The organism is Serinicoccus sp. CNJ-927, from assembly GCF_001942435.1.
Lineage (GTDB): Bacteria > Actinomycetota > Actinomycetes > Actinomycetales > Dermatophilaceae > Ornithinicoccus > Ornithinicoccus marinus.
The window spans coordinates 137198-152621 of sequence record NZ_MKKF01000022.1; the positions used below are offsets into that span (position 1 = coordinate 137198).

Genomic DNA, 15424 nt, shown 5'->3' on the forward strand with positions numbered 1-15424 from the left:
TCTCGCCCGGGAGTCGGCCACGATGAAGTGTCGACGTGCCCACAGCTGATGAAGGTAGTCACCCAGCCCCGGCCGCCGACCGACCGGCAGCAGCGGCCTGGCCACCGGAGTACGCGGTCGTGTGCTTGTCATGTGAACCTGCGTGCCCTCCGAACTCGACTGCGCCCCGGTGCTCCACGGGGTCCCGTGTCCGGCCGCCCGGCGGGGCAGGTTGAACTAGGCTACCCGGATTGCCGCCACGGCCCGTCGACGAAAGGTCCCCATGCGCCTCCGGCCCCCCGTTCTCCTCGGCATGGCGGGACTAGCGGTCGCGCTGCTCGGCCTGCTCCTGGCGATCGTGACCCCCGTCCTGATCTGGATCTGGCTGACCATCGTGGTGCTCGGTCTGCTGGTCGCCGGGGTCGTGGCGCTACGCCTCGGGCGACGATTGCGGGCTGCGTTGCGCGCCGAAAGGAAGCAACTGCGCGATCGTGTCGAGTCCCTCACCGTAGAGCTCACGTCGATGGAGGCACAGCTGACGCTGCTGCGTGGCCAGGCTGACGCTGGTGAGCGTCTGCGGGCACGGGTGGATGAGCGCGCGAGGGTCCATCGGGCGTGGTTGGAAGCGCTGCAGGGGCGCGACGACGACCTGCGTGGAGGCATGGAGAGCCTGACGACCGGCTTGGAGATGGCTGGCGCTCGCACGGAGGAGCTGGCGAACGGAGTGGCCACGCTGACGGCCAGCACGGATGATCTGAGCGCCCATCGGACGGCGACGGACGAGGCGCTGGACCGGCTCAGGCGTGACGGTGTCGTGCTGCGACGCAAGGTCCGGGCGGGTGAGGAGGCGAACGCGGCGCTCCCCGACGTCGTCGCGCGGGTCGAGGAACTCACGAGCGGCCTGCTCGAGCAGATGGTCATGTCCGGCCGTGACCCCAGCCGGATCCTCACCCCCACCGAGAGCCGAGACCTCGTGCCCCGACTCATTGAGGACAAGAGAGTGCTGGCGCTCGTCGCCCTCGCGCGACGGTCGGACCTCCTCAGAGACATCAACCTGACGCAGATGAGGGCACTCTTCCGACTGCTGCGGACCGCGGGCTATTGGGGACTGCAGGAGCAGGTCGCCGCCGCCATGCACCAGGCATCGGGTAATGACCGAGATGAAGAGGTCCGTCGTCAGATCAGCGCGGACCTGACCGTCTTCACGTCACCGGTGCCCACGTGGAGTCCCTCCGCGGATCACAGCTTCTACGATAACACCGGGCCGGTGATCCATCTGGTCGGCAAGGCGCTGCCGGTGACCCAGACCGGTTACACGCTGCGTACTGCCTACACCGTGCAGGCCCAGTTCGCGCTCGGTATACCCGCTATCGTCGCGGTCCAACCCGGTGGTGACGAGATCGAGCACGAGACCGACGTCGAGACCGAGCACGACGGCATACCCCGAGTGGCACTCGCCGGCCCGACGAGAGGCGGCGCCCCGCTGGATGTCTGGCTCGAGGGATATGTCGCTGCCCTCGACCGCCTCGTGGCGCAGCAGCGTCCCAGTGTGATCCACGCGCATTCCGACTTCCTCAACGGTGCAGCGGCGGTGGCCGTCGGGCGTGCCCGAGGGATACCGGTCGTGTACGAGAGCCGGGGCTTCTGGGAGGAGTCCTGGCTGTCGCGGACGGGAGACTTGCTGGGCCTAGGCCCGGAGCCCGAGTCGGCGCTGGCGCCGATCGGTCTCCCCGAGGCCTACACGCTCCGGCGGCAGGCGGAGAAGCGGGTCCGGGCCTCGGCCGACGCGGTCGTGACCTTGGCGACGGTGATGCAGGAGCACATCGAGCGGGAGCATGGTCATGCTGCCCAGCTCTCCCGAGTCAAACTGCTGCCCAATGCCGTGGACCCGGAAGCGTTCGCGCCGAAGGATCCTGACCGCGTGACGGCGGAGGAGTTCGGCATCTCGCCCGATGACGTCGTCGTCGGGTACGTCAGCTCGATGGTCGAGTACGAGGGGGTGGACCTGCTCATCGATGCGATGCGCGGTCTGCGCGCACCTGCTGACCGACCAGGGGCCAGGGTTCATCTGCTGCTGGTGGGTGACGGGCCCGTGCTCGACCAGTTCCGTCTTCGCGCGGAGGGCAGCGACGCCTCCGTGATTATCACCGGGCGGGTGCCGCACGAGGAGGTGCAGCGCTACTACTCGCTGATCGACATCTTCGTCGTACCGCGCCGCGCGACGCCCGTCACCCAGTTGGTGACGCCGCTCAAACCTTTTGAAGCGTTGGCTTCCGCCAAGGCGGTCGTCATGTCGGATGTCCACGCCCTTCAAGAGATCGCCGACCAGAGCGGAGCAGTCGACACCTTCAGGGCGGGCGACGCGGTCGACCTCCGCCGGCGGCTGCAGAGCCTGCTCGACGACGAAGGACGTCGACGAGACCTCGGTCGTCGTGGTCGGGAGTGGGTGTTGCAGGAGCGCAGCTGGGAGGCCAACGCGCACAGCGCCTTGAGTCTCTACCAGGAGCTGGGGGCATCGTGGGCGGCCAGCCAGATCCTCGAGGCGGAGATGCAGCTGAGTCGACGAGAGATCGATCCGGACGACGTGCTCCGCCCGCTGCTCGAGACTCCCGCGCCCAGGGCTGGCTGGTTCCGGCCCGATGCCTCGCCAGGCGCACTGAGCGATGTCATGTCCGACGGCTGGGTTCTACACGGGCGGCCGCCGGTCAAGCTCCATGAGATCAGCGACTGGTCCAGCTATGCCAGGATCGACAGGTCCTGGGCCTTCCACCTCCACTCGTGGGAGTTCGTCGACTCCTTCATGCTCCTGAACGAGAATTTGAGCGTGGATCAAGCCCGCTACCTCGCCACCGTGGTCCTCGACTGGGTCGCTGCCCGTGACGCTCGGCGGGCCTCCGAGGAGCCAGATGAGTCGATGGCGTACTACGACATGGCACTCGCGCTCCGCGCGCCGCGCCTCCTGCTGGTGCTCCGGGCGCTTGCTGCGCACGAGACCACTCGGGCAATCCTGCCGGTCGTGGTCGAGCTGATCCTGCACGACCGGGACAAGCTGCGCGAGGACGACGCCTTCACCGATCGGACCAACCACGGCTTCTACACGGCTGCCGCCCAGCTGCACCTCGAGAAGTACCTTCCCGGCCTGCCGGACCACGACGAGGTGGTGGCCCAGGCGAGGGAACGCATGTCGCTCCTCGTCCGGAGCCAGTTCGCCGACGACGGCGGTCATCTCGAGCACTCGCCCGACTACCACCGCATGCTCCTGGGTTCTTTCCACGCGGCCGTGCGGGACGGACTCATCGAGGACGAGGAACTGCGGTCCCGGATCGGTAGGGCGGCGAACGTCCTCGGGTGGATGACCCAGCCGGACGGCACGATCGTCACGATGGGTGACTCGCCGTCGCGCCGACTTAAGCGTGCCCATGCCATGGGTGACGAGCACACGCTGTGGATCGCCACGGACGGGGGTGAGGGGAGTCCGGAGGACGCCGAGCTGCTGTCGCTGCCTGACAGCGGGTACGTCTTCGTCCGGAGCCCGCAGCCGCATGAACCCGGGAAGAGGTCGGAGTCGTCCTACCTCGCTGTGCAGGCAGGCTTTCACTCGCGTGCTCACAAGCACGCGGACGACCTCTCCTTCGTGTGGTTCGACCGGGGTCAGGAGATCTGCGTCGATGGTGGCCGCTTCGGCTACGGCCAGCTGCTCCCACCTGACGATCCCCTGCGCTCGCAGGGTTTCTACTACGCGGATGCCCGTCGTCAACACGTCGAGTCGACGCGAGCCCACAACTCGCTGGAACTCGACGGGAACATCCAGGACCGCCGGCGGCCGCCGTTCGGCTCAGCTCTCGTGTCGGCGGAACGTGAAGGGACAGCCTTCACGATCGTCGCCCGGGCGCCTTATGCCGACTACACCCATCGCCGAAAGCTCAACCTGGTGCCGGGGCGAAGACTCATCGTGCTCGACTCGGTGCATTCGCAGATCGACGACCAGCGTGAAGCCGTGGCGTGGTTCCTCCTCGACGGAGCGCTCGAACTGATCGATGTGTCGGAGAGCGGTGCTCTCTTCGGACTGCCGTCGGGTGATTCTCTCCAGGTCTCGAGCAACGCGCGGCTGATCGCGCCGGCCCGTGGTCAGGAGTCACCTTTGCGCGGGTGGCGTTCACGCCAGGAGGGCGAGCTGGAGCCGGCCTGGTCCCTCGGTGTCGGCTTCGACGTCAGGACACGCGGAGGCGCACAGACGGAGCTGCGACTGTCGCGTTCCTAGTTCCAACGCTGCTGACTCGCATCGAAGTCCGGCAGGCGCTCACCCGATCCGAACATCTGCTTGATCGCTGCGACGCATCGTCCAGCCGCCTTGCCGTCGCCGTAGGGGTTCACGGCGCGTGCCATGGACTCGAAGGCAGAGCTGTCGTCGAAGAGGGTGCTGACCTGATCGACGATGCGCTCCTCGTCCGTACCGATGAGCCGCACGGTGCCGGCTTCCACCGCCTCGGGACGCTCGGTGTTCTCACGCATGACCAGCACCGGTTTGCCGAGCGATGGCGCCTCCTCCTGCACGCCGCCGGAGTCCGTGAGGACGACCGTCGCCAGGCTCATGAGACGCGTGAACTCGCCGTAGGGCATTGGCTCGGTGACTAGGACGTTGTCGAGGTTCTCGACCTGGGGCAGGATCGCCTCCCGGACGATGGGGTTGCGGTGCGCCGGCATGATGATGGCGGTGTCGGGGTAGCGCTCCGCGAGTCGCCGCAGCGCCCGGCCGACCCCCTCCATGGCACCCCCCCAGTTCTCGCGACGATGGGTCGTCACGAGCAGCACGCGACGCCCGGAGTCCTCGATGTCCCGGAGGCGTGGGTCGGAGAAGGGGATGTGTTCCCCGACGGTGTGCAGCAGCGCGTCGATGACGGTGTTGCCGGTGACCGCGACGGTGTCCGGATCGACGTTCTCGGCGAGGAGATTGGCCTTCGAGGTGGCTGTCGGTGCGAGATGGAGTCGTGCGACCTGCGTGGTGATCTTGCGGTTCGCCTCCTCGGGGAAGGGCGACAGGATGTTGCCGCTGCGCAGTCCGGCCTCCAGGTGGACCACGGGGATCTGTCGGTAGAAGGCGGCGATGGAGGCGGCGGCCACCGTCGAGGTGTCACCCTGCACGAGCAGGGCGTCCGGTCGCTGGTCCTCGAGCACCGGGTCCAGGCCGCAGAACACCCTGGCCATGAGCACGTTGAGCGTCTGGCCGTGGGCGAAGACGTCGAGGTCGTGGTCCGGGGTGATACCGAAGACCTCGTTGACCTGGTCGAGCATCTCGCGGTGCTGCCCGGTCACGACGGTGACCGAGCTCAGGTCACCATTCGCCCCGATCGCCTTGACGACAGGAGCGACCTTGATCGCCTCAGGTCGAGTGCCGTACACGGTCATCACAGTCTTGGTGCTCACGAATGCCTCTCTGGGTGGTGGTCCAGCCCACCGGTCGCACGCGGACGTGCGCGGTGGTCTGCGGTTGTCTCGACATGACGGGTGCACAGGGCGTACACCTCTCGGTAGTTCTCGGCGAGCGCCCCCCAGGTCCGGTCGGCAGCCAGGACTCGACCGCGGGCCGCGAGTTCCTGGCGGCGGTCCTCGTCCCGCAACAGACTGTCGACCGCCTCCGCGAGCGCGGCCGGTGCTCCGGGCGGGGCGAGGACCCCGGTCTCCCCGGGCACCACGATCTCGGCCAGCGCCGGCAGGTCCGAGGCGATGACGGGGCGGCCCGCGCCCATGGCCTCGACCACCTTGAGCGGCGGCACCAGCCGGGTCACCTCGTGGTCCTCCCGCGGCACCACCACCACGTCGAGGGCGTCGAGCCAACGCAGGGCGTCGTCGCGGTCGAGCCGGCCGGGGAGGAGGAACGCCCCCTCGAGGTCGAGCTCAGCCACCCGGCGGCTCAGGTCCGGCCAGGCCACGCCGTCGCCGACGACCGCGCCTCGCACGTCCACCCCCTGGGCGCGCAGCAGCGCCACCGCCTCCACGAGGTCCGTCAACCCCTCGTAGTGCACGACCGAGGACACGGCACCTACCCACAGCCCCGAGCCGGGCAGCCCGAGCACACCACGGGCCCGCTCCGGCGTGATGTCGCGCTGCAGGAGGGAGGCGTCGATGCCGTTGGGGACGACGCTCACCCGGCCCGGCTCGACGCCCCGCCGGACGAGGTCGGCGCGCATGGTCTCGCTGATGGTCACGACGTGGTCGGCGGCGGCCGCCAGCTCGGCCTCCCGGGCGCGCCACGCGACGAACCTGCTGCTCGCGTAGGGCGCAGGGTCACCGGCGCGACGCCGTGCCGAGGCCCAGGTGCGCTCCAGCTGGCCGCGCACCTCGTGCACCCAGGGCAGGTCGAGCGCGCGGGCCGCGGCCTGGGCGGCCAGCGCGTTGGGGTAGTGCGTGGTCGAGTGCAGGTGGGTGGCCCGGTGCTCCCGGGCGACACGGACCAGCTCCGTGGCCCAGGTGTCGATGCGACCCGCCTCGCCGGGTGGGAGCAGCGTCGGCACGACCCGGCGGTAGGCCACCCCGTCGACGAGGTCCACGTCGTCGCTGAGGACCCGCCCGATGGACACCGGGTAGGCCGGCCGCGTCACGGCGGTGACCTCGATCCCGGCCTCCTGCTGGGCGCGCAGCACCGCCTGCGTGCGATGGGTATACCCCGAGCGCGTCCACGGCAACGAGTTGGTGAGCACGTGGACCACCCGGTGCTCCTCACCCCGCGACGCCCAGTCGCGTGGCGGCGCGGAGGGGACCGGGCGCGGCCCGGGGCGCAGCGCCTCGACGTCACCGGACAGCTTCGCGGCGAGGCGCTCCGGCACCCGGCCCGAGTCCACCAGCGCCTGCGTCCGCTCCAGGTCGCCCACGAGCCAGGACCATCGAGCCAACGCGCCACCGGCGGCGTCACCGGTCGGCTCCGCGCCCGCGTGCACAGCGAGCGCGCGCGAGAGCGGCCCGGACCTGCGCTGCCGGGCCAGCCGCTCCCGGGCCCGCTCCGGCCGGTCGAGCAGGAGCTCGCCCCACACCGCGTGCGCAGCCGGGCTGTCGCCGCGCGTCGCGAGCCGGCCCACCGCGCCGCGCAGCCGGTGGGGGATGCGTCGGCCCGCCTGCACCGTCAGCCAGGCCGGGTCGTCCGCGGCCATGGCGACGAGGGTCACGCCCGCGGCGCCGAGGTGCCGGGCGCGGCGCCACAGGTGCAGCGGCCTCATGCCGGAACCCGCTGCCGGGTCAGCGACGCCAGCGCCTCCATCAGCCGGGCCGACGCGCCGGACTCCGTCGCGTGCTCCTCCAGCCACGCACGCATCCGCGGCCGGTCGGGGGAGGGCCCCCGCGCCGCGAGCTCCTGCCAGGCAGCCGCCAGCGCCTCGGCGTCCTCCGGCGGCACGGCGAAGCCCGCGCCGGTGCGCTCCACGATCTCGGCGGCCTCCCCGGCGACGGACGCCGAGACGTGCAACCCCAGGGCAAGCGCCTCGTAGAGCTTGGACGGGACGGTCCGGCACAGGCCCGGCCAGTCGCGCAGGCTCATGAGGAAGGTGTCGCACCACGCGTAGTGCTCGGCCACCTCCTCGCGGGGGACCGGGCCGACGAGCTCGACCGGGGCCTGCAGCTCGCGCACCAGGTGCCGGACCGGGGCGAACCGGGCCCCGGTCCCGACCACGCGCAGGACGACGTCCACGCCCGCCTGCCGGGCGAGGTGCGCCGCCCGCACGGATGTCTCCAGGCCCTGCGCCCGGCCGACCGTGCCGACGTAGATCACGCGCAGCTGGCGGGAGCGCGCGCGGGCGGGTCGCCGCTAGGGCTCACCGGGCAGCTCGTGGTGGGCGTTGCGCACCGTGACCACCCGGGCGACCCCGCGCTCGCGCAGCGCCGCGCCGAAGCTGTCGGTCGTGGTGACGACGAGGTCGGCCGAGCGCTGCAGCACGGTGACCCCGGTGCGGGCGGCGCCGAGCACCGCACCCCGGACCGCGCGGCGGACCAGGGGCGCGGACGGGTCGCCGACGCCGCCGAGGATGTCTGGCCAGGCGTCGCGCATCTCGAGCACCAGGGGCGCGCGCAGCAGCGTGGCGACCGCACGGCCCGCCGCCGCGGTCGGGATGCCCGGCACCGTCGCGATGACGACGTCCGGGCGCAGCTCCGCCCGCCGGCGCCACCCGGTGAGCACCGTGTGCGCCGCGGTCACGCCCTGGTCGAGCAGCAACGACAGGGCCGTGCCGGTCGAGGGGCGGAACGGCACCCGGTGCACCGTCTCCCCGTACTCACCGGTATGCCGGTGGCCGACCTGGGCGGGGTCCTCGCCGGGCAGCAGCTGGCCGCTCGGGTAGTGCGGGGCCGGGGTGATGACGTCCACCTCGTGGCCGGCGCCGACGAGGTCGCGGACCAGCGCGGACCACCGCAGCTGCGGCGGGCCCGTCTCCGGGGGGTAGTAGTGCGTCAGCAGCAGGATCCGCATACGTCGGCTCAGGCGTCCTCGAGGCCTGACCCGGCCAGCCCGTCGGTGGGCTCGGGCTCCGTCGGGTCCGGCTCCGTGGGCTCGGGGCCGGTCGGTGCGGGATCGGTCGGCCCGGGGTTTGTCGGCTCCGGCGCGGTCGTCGGCGGGGGAGCCGGGTCGGTCGGCTGCGGGACCGTGGGCTCGGGGGCGGGCGGTGGCTGCCACGGGCACGACCGGGGGCTGCCAGGGGGCCGGGTCGCTCGTCGGCTGGACGGGTGGCTGCGTGGGCAGCACCGGTGCGGCGGTGGGCTCCACAGGTGGCGGCTCGGCGCCGGCTCCCTCGTCCCCGGTGGCGCCGGGATCGGCCGGCGCCGGCGCACCCGCACCCTCGTCGGCAGCAGCACTCTCGCCCTCGCCCTCGCCGGCGGGCTCGCCGAAGACCTCCTGCTGGACGATCTCGGCCCACCGCTGCCCGCCGAAGATGTTGACGCTGAGGGGGTCGCGGCCGGACACCGTGAGGTCGACGATCTCCTCGTCCTCGAAGACCCGGGCGACATCGACGATCTCCGCGTCGGCGTCGTCGGCCCAGTCCCGCACCGCCTCGGTCACCTGTGGCTGCCCGTCGCGACGCGGCGGCTGCACGACGAAGCGCACCTCCGCGCCCGGCAGCGCCTCCTCCAGCTCCTCCTGCAGCGCGCCGAGCTGCTCGGGCAGGTCCTCCGGCGTGTTGGCCCGGCCGAAGCTCACGAGCACGAGGTCCGGGTCGTCACGCACGAAGAGGTCGAGCCGGGCCGCGGCATACTCCGGGGTGCCCTCGACCAGGCTGGCGTTGTCGATGGTGACGGTGGCGCCGTCGCCGCCCACGCTGGCGGTGTCGCCGTAGCGGGTCGGGTCGGCCTCCTGGGTGCTGGTGAGGTAGACCTCGCGCTGCCTCGTGAGCTGCCGCGCCCACGCCGCCACCCAGTCGTTCTCGTGGGTGCCCGTCCGGTCGCCCAGCACCAGCACCTCGAGGTCCTCGCCGTCGGTGTAGCGCTCCTGCACCGAGGGCGGCTCCGGCTCGGCCGTGGTCTCGGCGGTCGTGGACGGGGCCGTGGTCGCCGCATCGGTGTCGTCCTCGGTCGGGGGCGCCGTGGTCGGCGCCTCGTCCTCGGCGTAGGGGTCGGTCACCTGCGGCGGGGACCAGTCACCGCGCAGCGTGTCCCACCACCCGGTAAAGCCGCGCTCGGAGAAGCCGATCGCCACCAGGGCGACGATGAGCACGTTGGTCAGGATGACCACCACGCCCAGCCCGGTGGACCGCACCCTCGACGAACCGCTCACGTCGCACCATTGTGCCGGATCAGCCACCAGATCCCGGCGACCAGCAGAGCCGCGGCGGCCCAGAGCCCGGCGACCGGGGTATGCCCCCAGCCGGGTCGGCGCGACAGCCGCTGGTAGAGATGCTCGCGGTGGGCGTCGACGAGCCGCTCCCCGCGCGCGGCGCGGCGGACCAGCGTCACCCCGGTGTCGACCAGGTAGGGGAGCAGCGGGGCGGCGAGGAGAAGCGGCCGGCCGCCGCCGGCCTGCTCCAGGACGATGCCGGCGGTGAGCAGCGCGCCGACGAGGTAGCTGCCGCAGTCGCCGAGGAACATGCGCGCGCGGGGGAGGTTCCACGGCAGGAAGCCGAGCCCCGCCCCCAGCGTGAGCGCGCCGAGCGCCACCGCCGCCGGGGCCACGCCGCCCAGGAGGGCGATGAGTCCCCAGGCCGCTGCGGTGAGTGCCGTGATCCCGTTGATCCCGTCCATGAAGTTGACGACGGTCACGACCACGGGGAGCGCGAGCGCGGCGAGCAGGGCAGTCCCGACGCTGCCGACGACGGACCCGAGCACCGCGCCGAGCAGGAGCAGGGCCACGATTCGCACCAGCGGCGAGACGTCCCGCAGGTCCACGAGCACGCCGAGGAGCGCGGTGGCGGCGCAGGCGCCGAGGGCGGTCCAGGGCAGGCCGGCCACGCCGAAGGCCGACGCCGCCACGGCGGTCAGGAGCACCCCGGCCAGCGGTGCCAGCCCGCCGCCGCGCAACGTCGGTGTCTGGTGCGACGAGCGGTGGTTCGGGACGTCGACCAGGCCCCAGGACCGGAGCAGGGGCGCCAGGGCCGGGGCAGCCGCCACGGTCAGGACCGCCGCGCCGAGCACGAGGGCCGCGAGGACACCTGCGCTCATGCCGGGTGCAGCACGCTCTCGCTCGGGTCGGAGCGGTCCCGGAGCCAGGCGATGAGCTCCGGTGTGCTGGACAGGCGGCCCGAGGGCACCTCGTCCGGGTCCAGGCCCGGCACCCGGACGGACCAGAGCAGATGGTGCCGCGTCTGGTGCTCCTCGTCCAGGCCGAAGAGGTCCTCGGTCAGCTTCTCCCCGGGGCGGAGCCCGGTGTACTCGATCGCCACGTCGCGTCGGCCCGACATGGCGATGAGCGTGCGCGCCATGTCGTCGATCCGGACCGGGACCCCCATGTCGAGCACGAGGACGTCGCCGTCCGAGCCCAGCGAGGCTGCCTGCATGACGAGCTGGCAGGCCTCCGGGATGAGCATGAAGAAGCGCTCCACGTCCGGGTGGGTCACGGTGACTGGCCCGCCGCGCTCGATCTGCTCGGTGAAGATCGGGATGACCGAGCCGCGGGAGCCGAGGACGTTGCCGAAGCGGACCGAGACGTAGCGGCCCGGCTGGCTGAAGGCGAAGTGCGCCGTGAGCCGCTCGGTGACCCGCTTGGTGAAGCCCAGGACGGAGGTGGGGTTGGCCGCCTTGTCGGTGCTGATGTTGACGAAGGTGCCCACGCCGTGGGCCGCGCAGGCGCGCAGCACGTTGAGGGTGCCGGTGATGTTGACCCGCCAGGCCTCGAGCGGGAAGCGCTGCAGCAGGGGGAGGTGCTTGAGCGCGGCGGCGTGGAAGACGACGTCGGGGCGGTGCTGGGCGAAGGCGCGGTCCACCATGGCGGCGTCGGAGATGTCGCACAGGACCAGGTCCTCGCTCTGCAGCAGCCCGCGGCCGGTGACCGAGAGCTGCACCGCGTGCAGGGCGGACTCGTCGCGGTCCAGCACGATGAGCCGACGTGGGTGGAAGCGGGAGATCTGGCGGCACAGCTCGGACCCGATCGAGCCGCCGGCGCCGGTCACCAGCACGACCTTGCCGGTGAGGTGGTCGGCGATGGCGGCCTGGTCCAGCTCGGTGCGCCGACGCCCCAGGAGGTCCTCGAGGTCGATGTCGCGCAGGTCGTCGGCGTGCGGGTCGGCGTCCAGCAGCCGGTCGAGGTTGGGCAGCACCTTGACCGTGAGCCCCGTCTGACCAGCCAGGTCGTTGACCGCTCGCATCAGGGTCGCCTCGGCGCGCGGGATCGCCACGATGAGGTGCGTCGCCTCGTACTTCTGGGCCACCTTGGCGATGGCATTCAAGCCGCCGCGCACCCGGATCCCGTCGATCCGCAGCTTGCGCTTGCTGCGGTCGTCGTCGAGGAAGGCCACGGGGCGGAACGGCGAGGTGTCGTCCTGCAGCATGTTGGCGACCAGGCGGCGACCGAGCACGCCGGCGCCGTAGATGATCGCGTTGTGGTCGACCTCCCGGCGCACCGCGGCCCGGGCGCGGTAGGAGCGCACCACGAAGCGCGAGGCCAGCATGAGGGACATCGCCACCGCGGCACCCACCGTGGGCACCGAGCGCGGCACGACGTAGGGCTGCAGCCAGATCGCCCACACGCTCAGCACCAGGGCGGTGAGGAGGGCGGCCCGGCAGACCGCCGTGACCTCCTCGAAGGACCCGCGGATGTGCTTGATGAGGTAGGGCCCGAACAGCATGCCGAGCGTGAGGTGGATGGCCGCGGCGGCACCGGCGACGATCCACGTGTCGGTGACGAAGGCGCGACTCAGGTCGTACTGGAACCGGATCCACGTCATGGCGATGATCGCCAGCGCCCAGACGGCGCCGTCCCCGAGCGCCCAGAGCACGCGTTTGAGCGCATCCGGGATGCGGCGGGGACGTGGGCTCACGTGCGTCCTGGAGGGAGAAGGATCGGCGGGCGAGAAATGGGCAGAGACAAGAATGGCCCGTGCTCGCCGGAAACGCAAGACCGCAGGTCAGAAATGTGCCGAGAATGCGCGTCAGGTCACGCAATCACGCGCTGGAGGGGCGGCTTTTCCCCTTGACGAATTCTTGACCTTCCGGTCAGTTCGTCTCGTCGGCGATCTGCTCGGGGCTCTTGCCGCTCGCCTTGGCGATCACCTTGGTCGACTCCCGGTTGGCCAGCATCCGCGCCAGCCCGACCAGCGCGCCGGAGAGCACCGCGAAGGCCACGGCCTCCTTGAAGTCGATGTCCGGGTCCTCCGGGTTGGTCGGGGAGTCGTTGCCCGTGACGAACTTCCAGGTGCCGTCGGTGACCTTGCGCGCGATGGAGCTGGCCGCCAGGACGGCGCCGACGGTCATGGCTTTGGCGACGAGATTACCCATGACCCGAATCCTGCCACACGACCACCGGACTCACCCTGTGGGGTGAACTCGCCTCTCGCGGCTTTCTTGCTATCGTGTAAGCGCTTTCATCCCCTGGCGGCGTTGCCGGGGGTGGGCTTCTTCGCCCCCGACCCAGCGTCCCCACCGGAGAGGTAGACCGCCGAGCCATGCCGTTCAAGCTGCCGGCCTGGGCCGTCCTCCTCCTGTGGATCCTGCTCGCCGTCGCCGCCCTGGCCGTCTTCTTCGGCAGTGCCCGGGGCACGCTGCGCGGTATGGACGTGGTGCTCGGTCCTCCGGAGCGCGACGAGGAGCACGGGGACGGCGGGGAGCAGGGGGACAGCGGGGAAGGCAGGGACGGGGACGACCGGGACGACGGTGATAGTGTCGGCGACGACCACGACAGGGGAGCGCCCGAGCGCTGAGAGTGCGGCACCCGCCGCAGACCCTCGAACCTGCACCGGCTAGCACCGGCGAAGGAAGTCGATGAGGAGCATCGCCATGACCGCGTCAACGACACGCACACGCAGCCGACGGATCACCTCCACCCTGGTCCTTGCGGCCACCACCGTGACCCTGGCCTCCTGCACGCTCACCGGCGGCGGGGGCGGGGAGGACGAGCCCACCGGGAGCACCGAGGCGGCCGACCCGGGCCCGACCGGCACCGCCGACGCCGGGGACGAGACCGCTGCGGCGCCCACCCCGGCCGACACCGGCACCGTGGTGCTAGCCGCCCACGACTCGTTCACGCTGCCGGATGACCTGGTCTCCGCCTTCGAGGCCGACACCGGCTACGACCTGGAGATCCAGCTGGCCGGCGACGCCGGGCAAATGGCCAACCAGGTCGTGCTGACCGCCGGCAATCCCACCGCCGACGTCGTCTTCGGCATCGACACCACCTTCGCCAGCCGGGTCGTCGCGGCCGAGGCGCTGCAGGCCTACCGGCCCGACGCGCTGCCGGAGTCGGCCACCGAGCACGACCTCACCGAGGGGGGCCAGGCATACCTCACCCCCGTCGACTACGGCGACGTCTGCGTCAACATCGACACCGCGTGGTTCGCGAACGAGGGCATCGAGCCGCCGGAGACGCTGACCGACCTGACCGAGGAGCAGTACGAGGACCTCTTCGTCACCCCGGGCGCGAGCACCTCCAGCCCGGGCATGGCCTTCCTGCTGGCGACGATCGGCGAGTTCGGCCCGGGGGAGTGGCAGGGCTACTGGAGCGACCTCATGGCCAACGGGACCAAGGTCACGAGCGGCTGGACCGACGCCTACACGGTCGACTTCACCGCCGGCGGCGGCGACGGCGACCGCCCGATCGTGCTGTCGTATGCCTCGAGCCCACCCTTCACCATCCCCGAGGGTGGCGTCGAGCCGACCACCCGGGCACTGCTCGACACCTGCTTCCGCCAGGTGGAGTATGCCGGTGTCCTCGCCGGCACGGACAACCCCGAGGGTGCGCAGGCGGTCGTCGACTGGCTGGTCAGCCCGGCGGTGCAGGCGGCCATCCCCGACGCGATGTATGTCTTTCCCGTCGACGACGAGGTCGAGCTGCCCGAGCTGTGGGCCCAGTGGGCGCAGGTCGCCGAGGACCCGATCGTGGTCGCCCCCGGGCAGATCGAGGCCGAGCGAGAGACCTGGCTGCGGGAGTGGGCCGACATCGCCACCGGGTGAGCGGCTCGGGGTCGCCGGCCGTACGGGCCGTGGCCTTCGACCTCGACGACACCCTCGCCCCCTCCAAGTCGCCCGTCCCCGAGGTCACCGCCACCGCGCTCAGCGAGCTGACCGCGGTGGTGCCGGTCTGCGTGATCTCCGGCGGCAGCTTCGAGCAGTTCCGCGAGCAGCTGCTGGCCCGGCTGCCGACCCCGGCCACCGGCTGGGGCGGTCTGCACCTCATGCCGACCTGTGGGACGAGGTACTACCGTCGCGCCGCCGGGGCGGCGGACTGGGTCCTGGTCGAGAGCCGTGAGCTGGACCCCGCCCGGCGGCGTCGGGCCGTGCACGTCGTGGAGGAGACGGCGCGCGAGCTCGGGTTGTGGGAGCCCGAGGACCGCGTGACAGGGGCACGCATCGAGGACAGGGGGTCGCAGGTGACCTTCTCGGCGCTGGGGCAGCAGGCCGCCATCGCCGACAAGCAGGCGTGGGACCCCGACGGCGCCCGCCGCGGCCTGCTCGCCCGTCACCTGGCGCAGCGGCTGCCCGACCTCGAGGTCCGCGTCGGGGGCTCGACCTCGGTCGACCTCACCGAGCGTGGGGTCGACAAGGCCTACGGCGTCGGTCGCTTCGCCCGCGAGGTCGGCGCCGACCCTCGCGAGGTGCTCTTCGTCGGCGACCGGCTGGACCCGCTGGGCAACGACTACCCCGTGCTGCGGCTCGGGGTCCAGGCCCGGCCCGTCGCCGACCACCACGAGACCGTGCAGGTGCTGCGCGAGCTCCTGCAGCGGCTGCGTGGGACGGCGCCCGGCCGCGCCTGACCGTGCGGGTCGCTGCTCACCGGCACGGCCCCCGGCGCCGGCACGCCCCGAGCACGCCCCCGGCACCGGGC

10 protein-coding genes, 1 pseudogene and 1 riboswitch are annotated in these 15424 nt (G+C 71.8%); of the genes and pseudogenes, 4 read left to right on the forward strand and 7 right to left on the reverse strand.

Going from position 1 to position 15424, the window contains the following annotated elements; translation table 11 throughout:
• Positions 1–262 precede the first annotated feature (262 nt).
• A complete protein-coding gene (locus BJF86_RS08110) occupies positions 263–4240 on the forward strand; it encodes a glycosyltransferase (RefSeq protein WP_075818024.1) in 3978 nt (1325 codons plus the stop codon).
• Here BJF86_RS08110 and wecB read toward each other — a convergent pair.
• The 7 genes and pseudogenes from wecB to BJF86_RS08140 all read right to left on the reverse strand — a co-directional run bounded on the left by wecB (position 4237) and on the right by BJF86_RS08140 (position 12882).
• Complete coding sequence (gene wecB / locus BJF86_RS08115; RefSeq protein ID WP_075818304.1) at positions 4237–5385, reverse strand: non-hydrolyzing UDP-N-acetylglucosamine 2-epimerase; 1149 nt, start codon at positions 5383–5385, stop codon at positions 4237–4239. The two genes, BJF86_RS08110 and wecB, sit on opposite strands and share 4 nt — an antisense overlap.
• A 14-nt stretch (positions 5386–5399) precedes the next feature.
• Positions 5400–7190, reverse strand: a complete 1791-nt coding sequence (locus BJF86_RS08120; protein WP_075818026.1) for a glycosyltransferase family 4 protein — start codon at positions 7188–7190, stop codon at positions 5400–5402.
• Positions 7187–7747, reverse strand: a pseudogene (locus tag BJF86_RS16925) (glycosyltransferase); the annotation flags it as partial. The pseudogene BJF86_RS16925 and the gene BJF86_RS08120, both read right to left, overlap by 4 nt.
• Positions 7748–7774: 27 nt before the next feature.
• The gene (locus BJF86_RS16930) at positions 7775–9730 is read right to left on the reverse strand and encodes a glycosyltransferase (RefSeq protein ID WP_143553757.1); all 1956 of its coding nucleotides are present in this window, start codon (positions 9728–9730) and stop codon (positions 7775–7777) included.
• Positions 9727–10611: a hypothetical protein gene (locus BJF86_RS08130; protein ID WP_075818027.1), complete on the reverse strand. Its 885-nt coding sequence runs from the start codon at positions 10609–10611 to the stop codon at positions 9727–9729. The genes BJF86_RS16930 and BJF86_RS08130 overlap by 4 nt, the downstream gene beginning before the upstream one ends.
• Positions 10608–12425, reverse strand: coding sequence for a polysaccharide biosynthesis protein (locus BJF86_RS08135; RefSeq protein ID WP_237768137.1), 1818 nt, complete (start codon positions 12423–12425; stop codon positions 10608–10610). Before BJF86_RS08135 ends, BJF86_RS08130 begins: the two co-directional genes overlap by 4 nt.
• A gap of 175 nt (positions 12426–12600) precedes the next feature.
• Entirely contained in the window at positions 12601–12882 is a 282-nt protein-coding gene (locus tag BJF86_RS08140; RefSeq protein ID WP_075818029.1) for a DUF4235 domain-containing protein, read from the reverse strand.
• A gap of 167 nt (positions 12883–13049) precedes the next feature.
• Between BJF86_RS08140 and BJF86_RS17930 the strand changes: the two genes are divergently transcribed.
• The 3 genes from BJF86_RS17930 (at position 13050) to BJF86_RS08150 (ending at position 15353) form a co-directional block, all read left to right on the forward strand.
• The gene (locus tag BJF86_RS17930) at positions 13050–13304 is read left to right on the forward strand and encodes a hypothetical protein (RefSeq protein ID WP_158068397.1); all 255 of its coding nucleotides are present in this window, start codon (positions 13050–13052) and stop codon (positions 13302–13304) included.
• Positions 13274–13378: riboswitch (TPP riboswitch) on the forward strand. (Overlaps the previous gene by 31 nt.)
• A 2-nt stretch (positions 13379–13380) precedes the next feature.
• Entirely contained in the window at positions 13381–14553 is a 1173-nt protein-coding gene (locus tag BJF86_RS08145; protein ID WP_075818031.1) for a thiamine ABC transporter substrate binding subunit, read from the forward strand.
• Complete coding sequence (locus tag BJF86_RS08150; protein ID WP_075818033.1) at positions 14550–15353, forward strand: HAD-IIB family hydrolase; 804 nt, start codon at positions 14550–14552, stop codon at positions 15351–15353. The genes BJF86_RS08145 and BJF86_RS08150 overlap by 4 nt, the downstream gene beginning before the upstream one ends.
• Positions 15354–15424 lie beyond the last annotated feature (71 nt).